The sequence below is a fragment of the Streptomyces antnestii genome, assembly GCF_004005495.1.
Lineage (GTDB): Bacteria > Actinomycetota > Actinomycetes > Streptomycetales > Streptomycetaceae > Streptomyces > Streptomyces antnestii.
Genome location: NZ_RZYA01000009.1, coordinates 291,297 through 306,633, shown reverse-complemented (window position 1 = coordinate 306,633; position 15,337 = coordinate 291,297). Strand labels below are relative to the sequence as shown.

The following is a 15,337-nucleotide window of genomic DNA, read 5'->3' as shown; positions in this document are numbered from 1 at the left end:
TGGCCGCGCCCCTGCACGACCTCTCGCGGGGCTGCACCGGACCGGACATCGCGGCCCTCGCCCTGGCAAGCGCCCTGCAGGCGGAGGCCGTCCTCGGCTGAGCGACACACCCCTCCCGCGCTTTCCGGCGACTCGACCGGGGCGCAGGCGGCGGCAGCACGGTCGGATCCCGCCGTGCTGCCGCCGCCTGCGCCCTACCGCTGTTTCGCCACCCGGAGCAAGTGCAGCGCCGGCTCCGGCAGTTCGTGTCCCTTGGGCCAGACCGCGTGCAGAACCCGCTGCAGCCGGACGGAAGGATCGACCTCGACCTCGACGAGCCGGCCGGACGCCACGTCCTCGCGCACAGCGAGAGCGGAGAGCACCGCGGGGGCCAGACCCCGGGCCGCCGCGCTGCGCAGCGGTGCGGTGGAACCGAGTTCGAGGACCGGCACGGAGATCCCGTCGTACGCGCGCAGCGCCCGCTCCAGCGTCTCCCGCGTGCCGGAGCCCGCCTCACGCAACAGCAGCGGGGTGTCCGCCAGTTCGCGCCCGGTGAGGGCGCTGCGGCGGTGCGTCCAGGGGTGGCCGGGCGTCACCACGACCGCGAGCCGGTCGCGTCCCACCGCGGAGCGGTGCAGATCGTCGGGGACCCGGGGACCCTCGACGAAACCCAGATCACAGCTCCCGCGGCGCAGTGCCTCCACCACGCCCCAGCTGTTGGTCACCGTCAGCCCGACATGGGCGTCCGGCGCGCTGTCCCGCAGGGTGACGAGCCAGCCCGGCATCAGCTCCTCCGCGATGGTCAGACTGGCGGCCACCTGCAGCCGGCTGTCCTGCCGGGACCGCAGAGCCGCCGCCCCCTCGACCAGTGCCGCGGCCTGTTCGAGCACCGCCCGGGCCCAGTCGGTCACCACCGCTCCCGCCGCCGTGAGCCGGGACCCGGCGGTGGACCGGTCCAGGAGCTGGAGCCCGAGATGGCGCTCCAGGGTGCGCATCCGCGCACTGGCCGACGGCTGGCTGATGAGCAGCCGCACCGCGGCCCGGCCCAGGCTGCCCGTCTCGGCCACGGTGACCAGGAGTTGCAGTGACTGCAGGTCGGGCAGCGGCCGTTGACCCCTGTCCGGGGCCTCGCCGCGCTCGTTCATTCGACACCTCTCATGCGCCGCCTCTCATGCGGCCTCCTCAACGTAGACCCTCGAAGAAATCGCTCATAGGGGAGCCCTATGACCTGGGGTCGGATTGGTGTCTACCGGGCCACGGGGATCCCTCGCACGCTGGTGATCATGACAATGAGCACGGAACGCACCGACTCACCGTCCCCCGGTCGACCCCCGGCGACGCCGTCATCGGGCGCCGGCGCGCCCGCACCTTCGGGCACCGCGTCCGCACCTTCGGGCACCGCGTCCGCACCGGCGGGCGCCGTGTCCGCACCGGCGGGCGCCGTGTCCGCACCGGCCGACGGCTCGCCCGCACCGGGTCCGGTGCGTCGCAACGCTCCCGGCCTCGCGCTCGGCGTCGTAGGGCTCGGCCTCGCCGAGGCGGTGCACGCTCTGCTGCCCGCCGTGCCGATGCTGACCGCCGCCGTCGTCCTCGGAGTCGCGGCGGCGCATGTCCCCGGCGTCCACGCGTTCGTACGCGGTCGGGGCCGTGCGGGGCTCTCCACGGCCGGCAAGCGACTGATGCGCGCCGGGATCGTGCTGCTCGGACTCAAACTCAGCGTCGGCGACGTCCTGGGCCTCGGCTGGGCGACGGTGACGATGGTGCTCGGCGTGGTCCTCGCGACCTTCTTCGGGACCTGGTGGCTCGGCCGGAAACTGGGCCTGCCCGGCGACCAGCCACTGCTGATCGCCACCGGCTACTCGATCTGCGGCGCCTCCGCGATCGGTGCCGTCAGTGGTGCGCTCGGCAAGGACGAGGACGAGGACGAGGACGCCGGGCAGTTGGCGGCCGACGTGGCGACCTCGGTCGCCCTGGTCACCCTGTGCGGGACCCTCGCCATCGCGGTCCTTCCCCTGCTGCACCACCCGCTCGGCCTCGACGACGTCCAGTTCGGCCGGTGGGTGGGCGCGGGCGTCCACGATGTCGGCCAGGTCGTGGCCACCGCGCAGACCGCGGGCCCGGCCGCCCTCGGCGAAGCCGTGATGGTCAAGCTGATCCGCGTGGCGATGCTCGCTCCGCTGGTCGCCGGGGTGGCCGTGGCCCACCGGCGCCGCCGGGCCCACGACGCGGCCGGCGGCCCGCGGTCGGCGGGCACCCGCCGCCCGGCCGTGCTGCCACTGTTCGTGATCGCCTTCCTGGCGATGACGGCCCTGCGCAGCACGGGCCTGCTCCCCACGGGAGTGCTCGACGCGGCGGACACCGCGCAGCAACTCCTCCTGGCCATGGCCCTGTTCGGCCTCGGCAGCGCCGTACATCTGCCGTCGCTCGCCCGGTCAGGAGCCCGAACGGCCCTGCTCGGCCTCGCCTCCTGGGCGGTCGTCGCATCGGTGAGCTACGCGGGTGTCCTGCTCACGACGTGACCACACCTACTTCTTGGGTTGCTCGTCGTTGTCCTTGAAGCAGACGACGAACCAGTCTCCCGCGCCGGACTGGGTGAGCGAGCCGGTCGTGCCCGGTACGCCCGAGCACGAGAAGGTGTCGACGACGCCCTTCTTGTCCATCTTGAGGACCTTGTAGTCGGCGTGCGGGTCGGTGCAGTCGAGCTTTTCGGCCTTCGCCGCCTTGTCGGTCCCGACGTTCTGGAAGCAGTCGCCGGCCTTGAGCGACGCGGACTGGTCCTTCGTGTCGGACGGGCCGAAGGCCCAGAGCGCCACCAGGCCCACGAGAACGAGAACCACACCGAGGAAGATCAGCCGATTGCGGCGGATCTGCGCCGAGGAGTACGAAGCGGTCGGGACGCCCAGGGGCGGAAGTTCGGACACGGCGGTTCCTCAGGCAATCAGGCAGTGGGGGACGCACGAAGGCGACCACGAATCTAGACCACGACCTGTACACGTCATCCGTTGCCCCTGTCAGAAGAGGGGAACGGCCGCACGTGGACTGAACACGCCGAGTTCGGCCCTCCATGAGGACGGCCTCACGTTCCTTACGATGACCGCGTACCACTCACTCACGATGACCACGCACTCGTCATCCCAGGGCAGCCATCCGACGGCGAAAGGCCTGACGGCACAGTGGACGATCGTACGCTCGAAGCACTCGGTCTCTCCGAAGCCCCCCGCGAGCACCCCCTCAGCTACCCCGGTGCCTGGCCGACGGAATCGGGTCTCCTGCATCAGAACCGGTTCCTGCGCCTGAAGGCCAGGGAGAACCGGCGGCTCGCCAAGTGGATGGTGGAACAACCTCCCGGCGGATTTCGCCCGGGCAAGTCGGGCGACGGCCCGGTCCCCCTCAACTACGCCCTGAGGAGCGCCAGCCAGACCCTGGTCGGAGACCGTTACCCCGTCATCTCGGTCGGCTCCAACGCCTGCCCCGCCCAACTGCGCCACAAAATGAACGGACTTGGGGTCTCCTCCACGATCCCCATGGTGAAGGCGCGGGTGACAGGGATCGGTCTCGGGGTCTCGGGACACGTCAGCTCGCTGGGCTATGTCTCCGCGTCGCCGTTCCACGCGCCCGGGCTGAGCCGGGACCTGTTCATCACCTGGCTCGACGCCGCCCAGCTGGAGATCGTCGACGCCAGCGAGGGAATCTCCGATCCCGACGGCGGGTACGACCGGGTCCTCCTGCCGCCGGAGGACTTCCCGATGGCACTGGAATCGGGTGAACTGCTCGGCGGCGCCTACCTCTACGTGCACCGCTACGGAGTCCTCCGCGACGGCTCCGGGAACCCCCGTACGCATCCCGGCGAGCGCCGGCTGCTCACCGAGCTCCTCTCCGAGTCCCCTCAGCTCAGAGAGTGGTTCGGGGACACACCCGAGGAGTTCGCCTCCCGGGCCCGCGGGAACGAGCAGCTCTGCAAGAAGGGCACCCGCCTGTTCGCCGACGAGGGACGGCTGACGGACTCGGGACTGCACCAGTACGTCACCGCCGAACCGGCCACCAAGGTCTACGACGACATCCACCCCGCCAACTCCGTCCCGACCGGGGCCTAGCGCACAGGCAACCGGGCTATCGCCACACGGCTGTTGTCCGGTCACGCGGCGCTACAGTTCAGTGTCGAGTGAGGCATTGGCAGACAGGCCGGAGGGGCCGGAATGGCCGGAGAGGGCTGTATGACGGTCGAGCAAGTCGACGCGCACGACCTGTCTTCCTCCTTGGCTCGGCTCGGCCGTCACCAGGTAGGGGGACGTGCGCCCGCGCGTTCTCAGCAGCAGTCAGAGCGGCGGCGGACCGACAGCCCGGGTACTGGGTGAGAGCGTGACGGGTCCACCCGCCCGCGGTCCAGTTCACGCCGCCCGAATCCGGCGGCGACGGAAGGGGGCGGCGGTAGAGCAGGCCCGCCGATCGCACCAGATGCTCACCGGCGGCACCGAACTCGACGGCCAGATGGCGCCCGGGCGAGCCGAGACCCGCGGGGTGCCGGCGAACCCGAATACCGTCCCGGGTGATCTCGGCGTGGACGTCGAACGCGGCCGGAGTACGGGAAGGGGCCCGCATGCTGGAGGTCAGGCGCCAGACGTACGTGCACTTCCTCGGAGCCGCGGACGCCCGGATCCTCACGGAGCGGACAGGCCGAGGCCACGCGGACGACGAAGCTCAGCTGGAACGGGCCCTGGGCGGAGTCACCCTGGAGGGGCCGCCCGACGTCACGGCGGCGGCGGAGAACGTGCTGGGTCACCTGCGACGCCATGCCTCACCTGACGAACTCGACCAGGCGAAACGGGCGTTCGTCCTGGCGGCCCAACAGGCACTGAGCCCTCCTCCATAGAGTCTCGCGACGGTTCACCTCTCGCTCAGACCCCCGATCCGGTCAGCCCATGGGCGCGCTGACCGGATCGGATCGGCGTGCCGCGCGCGCCGCACGTAGCTGGGGCAGCGAGAACAGGACGTACAGCAGCGCGCCCGTCAGTTGGGAGTGCGTGCCAGAGTGGTCGCCGAAGCCGAAGCCGAGTACGAGGTTGATCGCGAGGCCGGTCGCGAACGCCCATACCGCGCGGCGGTTGACGGTGGCCACGGCGGCTTCCGACAGGTCGTAGCGGCCGCGCCGGAGAAGGAAGTAGTCGGCGACGAGGATGCCCGGGATGAGCGGGATCGCGTATCCGAGGTAGCCGAGGTACGTGAGGAAGGCGTCCAGGATGCCCGCCGTCAGGCCGTAGTACGCGAGGCCGCAAGCCATCACGCCCGCGATCACATTCACCGTGATCCGTGGCAGGTCCACGGCGGTGCGGCCGGCCAGGCTGGCCGCGTACATGTTGTTGACCTCGTGCGGGAAGCCCTGCACGAAGATGGCGAAGGCGGCGAGCGCGCCAATGCCGACCACGCCGAACGCGGCGCCCATGTCGGCCCGGCCGACGCCGAGTCCGAGGAGGATGCCCAGCAGGTTGAAGCCGAAGTTGCCGACCATGAACTCGGCGACCGTCGTCGTGAACACGGTCGCACGCGACTTCCCGAACCGGGTGATGTCCGGTGTCACCGTCGCGCCCGTCATCCACTTGTTCACTCCGAGCGCGAACATGGCGAAGGCCGTCGCCTCCCCCGCGCGCACCGGCTGGGCCTCGATGACCGCGGCGAGTCCGCCCGCGTGCCGTATCGCGGCGACGGCCGCGATGACGACGGTGACCAGCATCAGCGGCACGCTGATCCGGCCGACCCAGGTGAGGCCCTTGCCGAAGCCGACGATCGACAGGGCGGTGTAAGCGGCGCTCAGCAGCACGCAGTACACGAGGCTCAGCCACGGGTCCTTGCCCCCGGGCAGGACGCCTGCCGTGATGCCGGTGCTGTAGCCGACGAACCCGGCCGACAAGAGCGCGATCACCAGCGACGGGATCCGGCTGCCGTCACGCCCGAACGCGGCCTTGAGGCCGAGCGCGGTGGTGATGCGCTCGCGCTGGCCGATCAGGCCGCACAGGATCGACACCGCGCTGACCACGACCGACGAGCCGACGGCGATCGCGAGACCGGTCCAGAACGGGAAGAACAGGCCGAGCGACATGCCGTACAGGAGGTCGGTCGCCGACACGGTGAAGCCCATGCGGACCAGAGTGATCGACAGCGTGGACCGCCGCTGTTCCGGCGGCAGACGGTCCGCCGAGTAGTCCTCGGTGGCCTCGGCCACGCGGTGGGCGGCCGAGCCGCGCGCCTCGGGTGCGTGGTCGGATGTGTGGTCGGGGGTGGGGTTGGCGTAGGGAGGGGGCATGTGCGGACACCTCACTGAGGCTGGGCGGCGGGGGACGTGTGTCACGCGGGTTTTCCCTGGCTGTCCCTGATGCCCGACGGCGCGTGGGGGCGCTGTTACGGGGATTCCCTGATGGTCGCCGCTCGCGCGGGCCAGGACACTGTCATCCGTTGACAGCGATCTCCTTCGCAGTGCTGGCACCGCTCGCCGATGCCGACGGCCGGTGAGCCGTGCCGCGCCCCGCCCCGCACGACCGGCTCCCTTCGCCATGGTGGCCGCACTACGGAACGTGGCGGATAGACGCCAAGGCGTAAACCCGCACGTGATCGCTCATTGCCTCAGCGTCACCTCGCTGCGAACGTCGACTGCGCACCTCGTGCACGCAACTTGCCTTTCTGGAACAGGAGTTGACTTCAGCGACGCCGTACAGCGCCGAGGGAACGCGCGCGCCGATCAACTGGCCTGTCCGGCACCGGACATGTCTGGCGCCCGCCACTTCGAAGGTCTCTCACCGACCTGCTCGGCGTCGCTTGAAAGCCGACCACGCCCAGGCACACCGAGCCTGGCCACATTGAGGAGTCAGTACGGATGAAGCGTTCCATCCTGGCGACCCTGGCCGTCGCGTCGCTTGCGACCATGTCACTCACCGGCGCCACAGCAGCCACCGCGCTCACCCCCGCCTCGGCCCCCGCCACCGCGGCCGCAGCCGGCGGGGCAGCCCAGACCGCGGACATCTCGCAGCTCCGCAAGGAGTTCAACGACTACGTCGCCGGGCTCGACCTCGACGCCGCCACCAGAGCGGCCGCCGAGGAGGCAGGCTCGTCCGACCAGGCGCTCGTCGCGGCCGCCGCGGAGTCCCGGACCCGGATCAAGGCCGTGTTCACCGCTGCCGGCGTCGACAACGAGTGGACCTCCGGGGCCATCAACCCCGGTGACTACCAGTGCTCGACCACGGACTTCCGAGAGTGGACCCGCGGTCAGATCGCGCAGATCGACCCTGCCTCGTGGGACTGGTACCAGAACGGCTTCCTGGGCCTGTCGCCCGACCTGCTGGTTCAGTACTGGACCCTGATGAAGACGCCCACCAACCCGCACGAGACCGCTCTCGGCCCGAACGGAGCGAACACCGACGAGCTCGCTCGCACCTTCACGAACCTCCAGCGGTTCTGGGACGTCGACACCAGCAACGTCGGACTCGTCTCGCTCGACGGCAAGGTCCTCGGCCCCGACGCCGCGGCCGACCGCCAGTACGTGTACAAGGGCATCGGCAAGATCAGCCCGCTCGCCGCGCTCTTCCTCCAGTGGGGTGTCGAGGGCGGTCTCAGCTCGGGCAAGCTGAACGGGTTCCCGGGCGGCGTCGACAACCCGATGTTCTCGCTCAACGCCTTCGCGATCGACCCCGCCCACTCCGGTGACTCGCAGGCGATGCTCGAGTCGCTCGGCATCACCCGCCGCGTCGCGATGGGCCAGGGCATCCTCCAGATGTGGAACGAGCTCGGCCTCGGCCGGGTCGGCGGACGTGCCGTGCTGGCCCACGAGTTCGGGCACCAGGTCCAGTACTCGGACAACCTCTTCGACACCGACATCACCGACGAGGCCGAGGCCACCCGCCGTACGGAGCTGATGGCCGACGCCATGGGCACGTACTTCACGGTCCACAAGCGCGGCGAGTCGCTCAACAAGGCGTACACCCTGCAGGACCTCCAGACGTTCTACAACGTCGGCGACTGCGGCTTCGCCAATCCCGGGCACCACGGCACACCCAACCAGCGCTACCGCAGCTCCGCCTGGGGTGCCGGTCTCGTCAAGAGCGCCGACGACCAGGGGCACATCCTCCCGAGCCTGACGGTCGCCGACTCCTTCGAGAAGGCGCTGCCCGAGATCGTCGCTCCTGACGCCAACTGACGGACCAGGAGGTTCGGCCGCCGGGTCACACCCAGCCATGTCCGGCGATTCCCGGATGTCCGGCGGTGGGGCTGCTCACCGGGACCCGGTGAGCAGCCGGCCTCGCCCGCGTGACCCAGCGATGGGCGGCCTCCGACGTCGTGGAGTGGTGAGCGGCTCGACGCCCGCGGACACGTCGAGGGTCAGGTCCGGCCCTCCCATGCCGCGTGCAGAAGTGCTTCGAGTTCGGGGCGGGTGACCGGGCGGGGGTTGGAGTAGGGGTGCGTCAGCACCTCGTCGGCGATCCGGGGCAGGTCCGCCTCGCCGACGCCCAGGTCGCGCAGGCCGGTCGGCACGCCGAGCCGGGAGCCCAGACCGGCCAGCGCGGCCGCCGCGTCGTCGGTGGCGAGTGCGCGGCGCAGGGCCGCCGCCGCGGACGGCGCCGCCGGAAGGTTGTACGCCGCCACATGCGGCAGCACGACGGCGTGGGTCTCGGCGTGGGGCAGGTCGAGCATGCCGCCCAGCACATGGCACAGCTTGTGGTGCAGGCCCATCGTGGTCGCGCCGAGGCAGGCGCCGCACAGCCAGGCGCCCTGGAGACCGGCCGCTCGGGCGGCCGCGTCACCGGGCCGTTCGACGATCACCGGCAGGGCCGCGGCGAGGTCGCGCACCCCTTGCTCGGCCATGGCGGCGATCACCGGCGAGACGTCGGGCGCGTACAGCGCCTCCACCGCGTGGGCGACGGCGTTGAGACCGCTCGTCGCCGACACCGACGGTGGCAGGGTGAGCGTCAGGTCCGGGTCGTAGACCACGGCCCGCGGTAGCACCGCCCGGTCGCGCCCCGTCTGCTTGCGGCCGTCCTGGGTGAGCCCCCAGATCGGCGTCATCTCGGAACCGGCGTACGTCGTGGGGACGGCGACGACGGGCAGTCCGCCGCGCAACGCGAGTGCCTTGGCGAGCCCGATGGTCGACCCTCCGCCGGTAGCCACCCAGCCGTCGGCACCCAGTTCCTCGCCCACGGCCTGCGCCGCGTCGGCGGTCGTGACCGGCACATGCATACGGGCCTGGTCGAAGACCCCCGCGGACCGGTCGCCCAGCAACATGGCCACACGGTCGGCCAGTTCGCGCCTGGCCGGGGTGGACAGCACCAACGCCCGCTTCAGGCCGAGGCGTTCGACCTCGCCGGCGACGCGGGCCAGGCTGCCGGAGCCGAACACGACCCGCATCGGCAGGGCGTCGTAGATGAACGAACTCATGAGGGATTTCCTGCCCGGACGAGACGGATGGGGAAGTGGGCGTGCCGGAACGGCACCTGTACGCCGTAGCGTTCGGCCTCGGCAGTGTCGGTGGATTCGGCGAAGTCGCACACCAGGGCCTGCTTGACGGCGAACACGGCGTCGCTGTCGATGTAGGGGCTGCCGGCCACGAACATGTGGGTGGTCAGCGGGGTGAAGCCGGGAGCGGTCGCGATGACGTGCACGTGGGCCGGGCGGAACGGGTGGCGGCGGGTGGCCTTGAGCAGCCCGCCGACCGGGCCGTCCGTCGGGATCGGGTAGTGCGAGGGCACGACCGTGCGGAACCAGAAGCCGCCCTCGTCGTCGGCGCGAAAAAGCCCGCGGCCGTTGCCCGCCGGCTGTACGTCCGGCTGCTGCACGTCGTAGAAGCCGTTCTCGTCGCACTGCCATACGTCGATCACGGCGCCCGGGACCGGCACTCCGTCGGGGTCGGTGACGGTGCCGGTGACGACGCAGGGGGCGCCGGTGCCCAACTCGTCGATGGAGTCGCCGAGTTCGCGGCGGGGCGAGTCGGTCATGTGGAAGGGGCCGAGGACCGTGCCCTCGGTGCCGTGCGCGTCGCCGTTCAGGGTCTCGACCAGCATCGACACCCCGAGCACGTCGGAGAGCAGGACGAACTCCTGCCGGGTCTCGTCACACATCTGTCCGACGGCGGTGAGGAAACCGATGGCGCTCTCCCACTCGGCCGTCGTCGGCCGTAGCTCCCGCACCAGGGCGTGGACGTGCCGGGTGACCGCGCCCAGGATCTCGCGCAGCCGCTCGTCGGGTGTGTCGGCGAAACTCGCCAGCACGGCATCGAGCGCGGTGTGCTCGTCGAAGTCCATGCCCTACTCTCCTTCGCCACCGAGATGGTCGGCGAACCAGTCGGCGACGTAGGCCGTCCGTTCGTCGGCGTGGTTGTAGACGGTGTGCTCGCCGTCGTCCCAGACGCGCAGGGTAGCCGCCCCGAGCGCCGCGTCGAGGAACGGCCGCTGGTCGTGGAGGGTGACGATCGGGTCCCGCCCGCCGTGCAGCACCAGCACCGGGCCGGAGATGCGGTCGTCCGGCCGCAGGGCGAGACGCTCGAAGTTGACCTCGACGGCGGCGGTGTCGGTGGTGCCGAGCATGGCCGCGGCCTGCTCGTCGAACGTGCGGAAGCCGAGGACGCGGGGCCGGGCCGGCGCCCCGTTGACGCAGACCGCGCTCACCCGCCGGTCGGCGGCGGCGGTCGTGCCCGCGTACAGCCCGCCCATGCTGTTGCCCCACAGGCCGACCCGGCCGCCCAGCGACGGATCGGCCAGCACGTGACCGACGAAGGCCGAGTACGCGGCGCGGACGTCGACGTCGAGGCGCAGTCCGCCCTCGATCCGGCTCTGCCCCTGGCCGGGACCCTCCACGAGGAAGGCGGCGAGGCCACGGGCGGACAGCGCGTCGGCCGCCCTGAGGTAGGCCGCACCCCATCCGCTCTGCCCGCCGAACACGATCACGGTGCCGCGCGCGGGGCCGGTGGGCCGGACGAGCCAGCCGAAGAGGCGACCGTGGTCGAAGGGCAGCGACACGTGCTCCCACACCGGGTCCGCGAGTGCGCCCGCCGAGGCGACCGCGTCGGTGAACCGGCGGTAGAGCTCGGCCTTGCGCGGCTCGTCGTGGTTGAAGGCCATCTGCGCGAAGAGCAGGTCCGCCGCGGCCGAGCGGAACGCCGCGTGCGCGGTGACCAGGTGACCGGCGGACCAGGCCGCCTCGCCCCGTTCCCGGCCGGCCGCGGCCAGCCGCTCAGCCGCCTCGTCCCAGGGAACTCCGGCATCGGTCAGGGACCGCAGGGCGAGCACGTCGGCGTAGTCCATTCCGCAGTCGAGCATGCGGGTGGGCGACATCGCCCGCCACAGCACCTCGGCCGGCGGCAGTGAACGCTGGGAGGTGCTCATGCCTCGACTCCTACGGGGGCGGGGGCGGGGGCGGCGGTCCATGCCAGGCGGGCCCGGAGCTGGTCGACCGCCTCGGGCAGGTCCGCCAGGGTGCCCGCCCAGAACAGGTGGTGGTCGGGACGCCCGATCAGGACTTCGCAGCCCTGGTCGGCCAGCCACGCGCCATAGGTGCCGGCCACGTCGTCGACCGAGTCTTCGGCACCGCTGCTCAGGGTCGCGGTGCTGACGCCGAGCGCGTCGAGGAAGGAACGCCGGCCGCCGTCGAGGACCGCTTGCCAGCCGCGGGCACTCACCAGACAGAAGCCACGGCCGACGACATCGTCGAACAGCCCTTCACCGGCCGACGTACGCACCGTGCCGTGCGGGGTGAGCGTGCCCGCCGGACGGCTCACCGCTCCGTCCGGCGCGTGGTGGACGACACCGGCCACGAGGGTCGGGAACGCGGGGAGCGGGGGCACGTCACCGGTCCGGAACGCCTCGTCGCGGGCGGCCGCCTCGACGCGGTCATGGGTGTTGGCCACCCGGCCGAGGGCGGTGGAGATCTCGGTGATCGCCGTCGCGTGCGGACGGCGTTCGGTCTCGTAGGTGTCGAGCAGTTCCTCGCCGGCCAGGCCGCGCAGCACCAGGTCTAGCTTCCAGCCCAGGGTGATGCCGTCACGCATCCCAGAACAGGCGCCCTGACCCATGTACGGCGGGGTCGTGTGCGCGGCGTCGCCGACCAGGAAGACCCGGCCCAGGCGCCACGACTCGGCGATCCGGCCCTGGAAGGTGTACACCACCTGGCGCAGGATCCGCACGTCCTGCGGACCGAGGCCGTGCGTCTTCCTCAGCCAGGCCCACGCGAACTCCGGGTCCTCGAAGGGCGCATGGTCCTCGCCCTTCAGCACCGCCAGCTCGAACCGCTGCCGGCTCCTGCCGATGGGCATGAACATATGGCCGCGCTCGGGGTCGCAGAACACCTTGGCCTGGTCGAAGTGGTCCGGCAGCTTCCGCAGCCGCTCGGTGTCGATGTTGAGCCACCGGTCGTCGACGCCGTTGTCGCTGCGCTCGATGCCCAGGGTCGCCCGCACGAAGCTGTTCGCGCCGTCGGCGCCGACGAGGTACTTCGCGGTGACCGTCCGCTCCTCGTCACTGTGCGACCACTGGCCGGTCCGGGACTGGCTCCACGGTCTGGCCGTGACCTCGACGTGGTCGTCGCCCGCCTGCACGTTGACGACCGACCAGCCCTGGTTGACCTCGACGTTGCCCGAGGCCCTCACGTGCCGGTCGATGGCGTCCTCGACGTCGGGCTGGTACATGGAGATGTGGGCCGGGTAGCCGCACGACTCGCCGCGCCAGTCCAGCTCGATGAGCAGTTCGCCCGCGCCGTTCAGGTAGTGGTAGTCCGGCACCGGGAGGGCGTCGCGCAGCGCGTGCCCGATGTCGCCGACGGAGGCGATGACGCGCGCGGTCTCACCGTCGATGTGCGTCAGCCGGGGCAGCCCGTAGAGGCCCGGCCAGCGCTCGAAGACCACGACCCGGTGACCGGCCTTTCCGAGTGCGGAGGCCAGCACCAGTCCGCTGGGCCCGTAGCCCACGATGGCGACGTCGTACTCGATGGCGACGTCATGATCTATGGCGACGTCGTGCTCGATGGTGACGTCGTGCTCGATGTTCATGTGTATCCCTCTGCATCCCTCACGTGGGCGAGGAGCCGTGCGCTCCCGCTCCGGCGGCTCTCGGAGACGGGCACGACGTTAGGAACGGCCGGCCGCCGTGACGATCCGCTGGGCGACGGGGTGATCCGGTGGGCGACACGACGTATGCCGGCCGTCACAGATCACTCGGCGCGCGTGTCAGGCGCGGCCGCGCAGTGTCGCCGAGGGAGACACGCCGTAGCGCTGTTTGTAGGCGCCCGCGAAGCGGGGTACATGGGCGAACCCCCAGCGCAGGGCAACGTCGGCGACGGTGACTCCGGGCCCCGCGTGCCCCAGGTCGTGGTGGGCGCGGGACAGCCGGACGCCCAGGACGTACTCGCGCGGCGGGATCCCGACGTACTCCTTGAACTGGCGCTGGAGCGAGCGCGGCGTCATGCCGGCTGCCAGCGCGAGCCGTTCCACGGTGAGCTCCGCCGCCGGGTCCTGGTCGATGAGGTCGATGACGTGCTTGAGCGCCGCAGGCCGGCGCGGCGCGAGCCGGTGCTGTTCCAGCTGCTCCGAGTAGTTGTGCGGCTGGGCGAGCAGCAGGCCCGTCATCAGGAACCGGGACCACGGGTTGTGCTCGCCGGTCGTCGCCAGGCCGTCGGGGGTGTCGAGGTCCCGTACGAGCAGCCGGACCGCCTGCGACCAGGACGCGGCGGCGGGGCGGGTCAGATCCATCGCGGCGCGGAACCGGATCGGGCCCGGCACCTCACTGCCGAGCAGCTCCTCCAGGTGCCGTTCGAGCGCGTGCCGCTCGATCCGGACGTGGAGCTGGCTGTAGCCGTCACTCAGCCGCATCGTGGCCAGCATCCGGGGCGAGATGACCCCGGCGGTGCGCTCCCCGAGGACGACCTCCTCATCTCCGGCAGTCAGGAGGTTGACGCCGGACAGCGCGAGATTCACGTCGTAGTACGAGACCTGCTCGGTGAGCTCCGCGCGCAGCTCGACCCCGGTGTTGCGACCGTGGATCAGCCGCACCGGTCCGAGGTCGGCCATGGACAGGTCGGCGTGCACCACACCACTGCTGCCGACGCGTGCCAGCTTGTGGGGTGTGAGGAGCTGCGCGACGTTCGCGCGGAACGCCTCGATGTCCGACGTCCGCAGCACCACGAAGCGTTCGAGGGTGGCCACGCGCCTCACCGCCTCTCACCTGCTGCACCGTCTCCCATCAGGCTATGCTCCGGCGCTCCTGCGCTCAATGAGATGGAGCTGTGCCGGGGCCGGTCCCGCCCCGTGACGTGCCCGTGAAAACCCTGTGGAAGCGGTGTCGGTGGTCACCCTTATGCTGCACCGGATGATCACGCGGGACCTGGGGAGGGCGCGGCATGTTGGGCAAGCTGTTCGGAAAGAGTGAGGACAGGCCGGCGGCGGATCCGTACGCCCTTCCCGTCACGCGCAGACAGCGCAGCGGCGTGTACACGCCGCGCGCGCTGGGGGACACGCGGGTGCTCGCGCTGGTGGAGGCGGCCGGGGCGGGTGACTGGGAGGCGGTCAAGGCCGCGCTGGCTCCCTTCGACCTCGGCCGCGACCACCAGGTCCTGGGCGAACTGGCCGAACTCGACGGTGTGCAGGGCTGGATCGGCCGGGCCGTCGAGGAGGACAAGGAGCACCGGGCTACGGCTCTGCTCATATCGGGTGCGCGGCACATCAGTTGGGGCTGGGAGGCACGTACCTCCGACCGCGCCGTGAACGTCACGCAGGAGCAGTGGCGCGTCTTCCACGAGCGGCTCCACATCGCCGAGGAACAGCTCCTGGAGGCCGCCGAGTCGAGGCCCGAATGGGTCACCCCCTGGCGCAGCCTCCTCACCTCCGGCCGAGGCATGTCGCTGGGCCCCGACATCAACGGGACCCGGCTCGACGCCGCCCTGCGCCGCGAACCGCTGGACCTGGAGACCCACATCGAGTGGGTGTCGCAGCTGCAGCCCCGCTGGGGCGGCGAGCCCGGCCAGGCCCTCGCGTTCGCCCGCGAGGCGTTCGCCGGCGCGCCCGAGGGCCACCGTATCGGCTGTGTCATCGCCATGGCCCACATCGAGGAGTGGGTGGAGTCGGACAGCGAGGACTGCCTCGTAACCCCCGATATCCAGGACGAGTTGCTGGACGCGGCCGAGCGCAGCATTCTCCACCCCGCCTATGCGCGTCGTCCGGGCTGGCAGGAGGACTTCAACATCTTCGCCATGGCGTTGTCGCTGGCTTCCGAGAGCATCGCGTTGCCACGCGTCTTCCGGGATCTCCAAGGCGCCTGCACCCCCTGGCCCTGGAAGTACATGACGCAGCCGGAGAAGGCGTACGCCCGCTTCCGGCGTCACGTCTGACTCCGCG

Annotated in this window: 13 protein-coding genes; 5 read left to right on the top strand and 8 right to left on the bottom strand. The window is 71.2% G+C overall.

The window, feature by feature from the left end; all coding sequences use genetic code 11:
- Positions 1-194 precede the first annotated feature (194 nt).
- Positions 195-1,124, bottom strand: a complete 930-nt coding sequence (locus EOT10_RS21105; protein ID WP_127829812.1) for a LysR substrate-binding domain-containing protein — start codon at positions 1,122-1,124, stop codon at positions 195-197.
- A 138-nt stretch (positions 1,125-1,262) separates the two neighbouring features.
- On the opposite strand from EOT10_RS21105, the gene EOT10_RS21100 reads away from it, so the two are divergent.
- A complete protein-coding gene (locus tag EOT10_RS21100) occupies positions 1,263-2,498 on the top strand; it encodes a YeiH family protein (protein WP_223281119.1) in 1,236 nt (411 codons plus the stop codon).
- 6 nt (positions 2,499-2,504) lie between these two features.
- On the opposite strand, the gene EOT10_RS21095 is transcribed toward EOT10_RS21100, so the two are convergent.
- Positions 2,505-2,900: an LppU/SCO3897 family protein gene (locus EOT10_RS21095; protein ID WP_127829811.1), complete on the bottom strand. Its 396-nt coding sequence runs from the start codon at positions 2,898-2,900 to the stop codon at positions 2,505-2,507.
- 252 nt (positions 2,901-3,152) lie between these two features.
- On the opposite strand from EOT10_RS21095, the gene EOT10_RS21090 reads away from it, so the two are divergent.
- The gene (locus EOT10_RS21090) at positions 3,153-4,073 is read left to right on the top strand and encodes a hypothetical protein (protein WP_127829810.1); all 921 of its coding nucleotides are present in this window, start codon (positions 3,153-3,155) and stop codon (positions 4,071-4,073) included.
- Positions 4,074-4,576: 503 nt separating this feature from the next.
- Complete coding sequence (locus EOT10_RS21085; protein ID WP_127829809.1) at positions 4,577-4,849, top strand: hypothetical protein; 273 nt, start codon at positions 4,577-4,579, stop codon at positions 4,847-4,849.
- 42 nt (positions 4,850-4,891) lie between these two features.
- Here the strand turns inward: EOT10_RS21085 and EOT10_RS21080 are convergent, their stop codons facing one another.
- Positions 4,892-6,277 (bottom strand): purine-cytosine permease family protein, encoded by a 1,386-nt coding sequence (locus EOT10_RS21080; protein WP_189491876.1) that lies wholly within the window; start codon positions 6,275-6,277, stop codon positions 4,892-4,894.
- A 567-nt stretch (positions 6,278-6,844) separates the two neighbouring features.
- Between EOT10_RS21080 and EOT10_RS21075 the strand changes: the two genes are divergently transcribed.
- Positions 6,845-8,161: a hypothetical protein gene (locus EOT10_RS21075; protein ID WP_127829807.1), complete on the top strand. Its 1,317-nt coding sequence runs from the start codon at positions 6,845-6,847 to the stop codon at positions 8,159-8,161.
- A gap of 182 nt (positions 8,162-8,343) precedes the next feature.
- Here the strand turns inward: EOT10_RS21075 and EOT10_RS21070 are convergent, their stop codons facing one another.
- The 5 genes from EOT10_RS21070 to EOT10_RS21050 form a co-directional block, all read right to left on the bottom strand.
- Positions 8,344-9,396 (bottom strand): maleylacetate reductase, encoded by a 1,053-nt coding sequence (locus EOT10_RS21070; RefSeq protein ID WP_127829806.1) that lies wholly within the window; start codon positions 9,394-9,396, stop codon positions 8,344-8,346.
- Complete coding sequence (locus tag EOT10_RS21065) at positions 9,393-10,259, bottom strand: dioxygenase family protein (RefSeq protein ID WP_127829805.1); 867 nt, start codon at positions 10,257-10,259, stop codon at positions 9,393-9,395. Before EOT10_RS21065 ends, EOT10_RS21070 begins: the two co-directional genes overlap by 4 nt.
- A gap of 3 nt (positions 10,260-10,262) precedes the next feature.
- On the bottom strand, positions 10,263-11,339 hold the full coding sequence (locus EOT10_RS21060) for an alpha/beta hydrolase (RefSeq protein WP_223281118.1): 1,077 nt from the start codon (positions 11,337-11,339) through the stop codon (positions 10,263-10,265).
- Complete coding sequence (gene mhpA / locus EOT10_RS21055; RefSeq protein WP_127829804.1) at positions 11,336-12,997, bottom strand: bifunctional 3-(3-hydroxy-phenyl)propionate/3-hydroxycinnamic acid hydroxylase MhpA; 1,662 nt, start codon at positions 12,995-12,997, stop codon at positions 11,336-11,338. Before mhpA ends, EOT10_RS21060 begins: the two co-directional genes overlap by 4 nt.
- 177 nt (positions 12,998-13,174) lie before the next feature.
- Positions 13,175-14,149, bottom strand: coding sequence for an AraC family transcriptional regulator (locus tag EOT10_RS21050; protein ID WP_223281117.1), 975 nt, complete (start codon positions 14,147-14,149; stop codon positions 13,175-13,177).
- Between the two features lie 194 nt (positions 14,150-14,343).
- On the opposite strand from EOT10_RS21050, the gene EOT10_RS21045 reads away from it, so the two are divergent.
- Complete coding sequence (locus EOT10_RS21045) at positions 14,344-15,330, top strand: hypothetical protein (RefSeq protein ID WP_127829802.1); 987 nt, start codon at positions 14,344-14,346, stop codon at positions 15,328-15,330.
- The last annotated feature ends 7 nt before the right edge of the window (positions 15,331-15,337 follow it).

Excerpts from the sequence above, each read along its gene's own strand:
- EOT10_RS21100 (WP_223281119.1), top strand. The coding sequence starts at position 1,263 with ATGACAATGAGCACGGAACGCACCGACTCACCGTCCCCCGGTCGACCC.
- EOT10_RS21085 (WP_127829809.1), top strand. The coding sequence starts at position 4,577 with ATGCTGGAGGTCAGGCGCCAGACGTACGTGCACTTCCTCGGAGCCGCG.
- EOT10_RS21060 (WP_223281118.1), bottom strand. The coding sequence starts at position 11,339 with ATGAGCACCTCCCAGCGTTCACTGCCGCCGGCCGAGGTGCTGTGGCGG.
- EOT10_RS21070 (WP_127829806.1), bottom strand. The coding sequence starts at position 9,396 with ATGAGTTCGTTCATCTACGACGCCCTGCCGATGCGGGTCGTGTTCGGC.
- EOT10_RS21080 (WP_189491876.1), bottom strand. The coding sequence starts at position 6,277 with ATGCCCCCTCCCTACGCCAACCCCACCCCCGACCACACATCCGACCAC.
- EOT10_RS21075 (WP_127829807.1), top strand. The coding sequence starts at position 6,845 with ATGAAGCGTTCCATCCTGGCGACCCTGGCCGTCGCGTCGCTTGCGACC.
- EOT10_RS21045 (WP_127829802.1), top strand. The coding sequence starts at position 14,344 with ATGTTGGGCAAGCTGTTCGGAAAGAGTGAGGACAGGCCGGCGGCGGAT.
- EOT10_RS21065 (WP_127829805.1), bottom strand. The coding sequence starts at position 10,259 with ATGGACTTCGACGAGCACACCGCGCTCGATGCCGTGCTGGCGAGTTTC.
- EOT10_RS21105 (WP_127829812.1), bottom strand. The coding sequence starts at position 1,124 with ATGAACGAGCGCGGCGAGGCCCCGGACAGGGGTCAACGGCCGCTGCCC.
- mhpA (WP_127829804.1), bottom strand. The coding sequence starts at position 12,997 with ATGAACATCGAGCACGACGTCACCATCGAGCACGACGTCGCCATAGAT.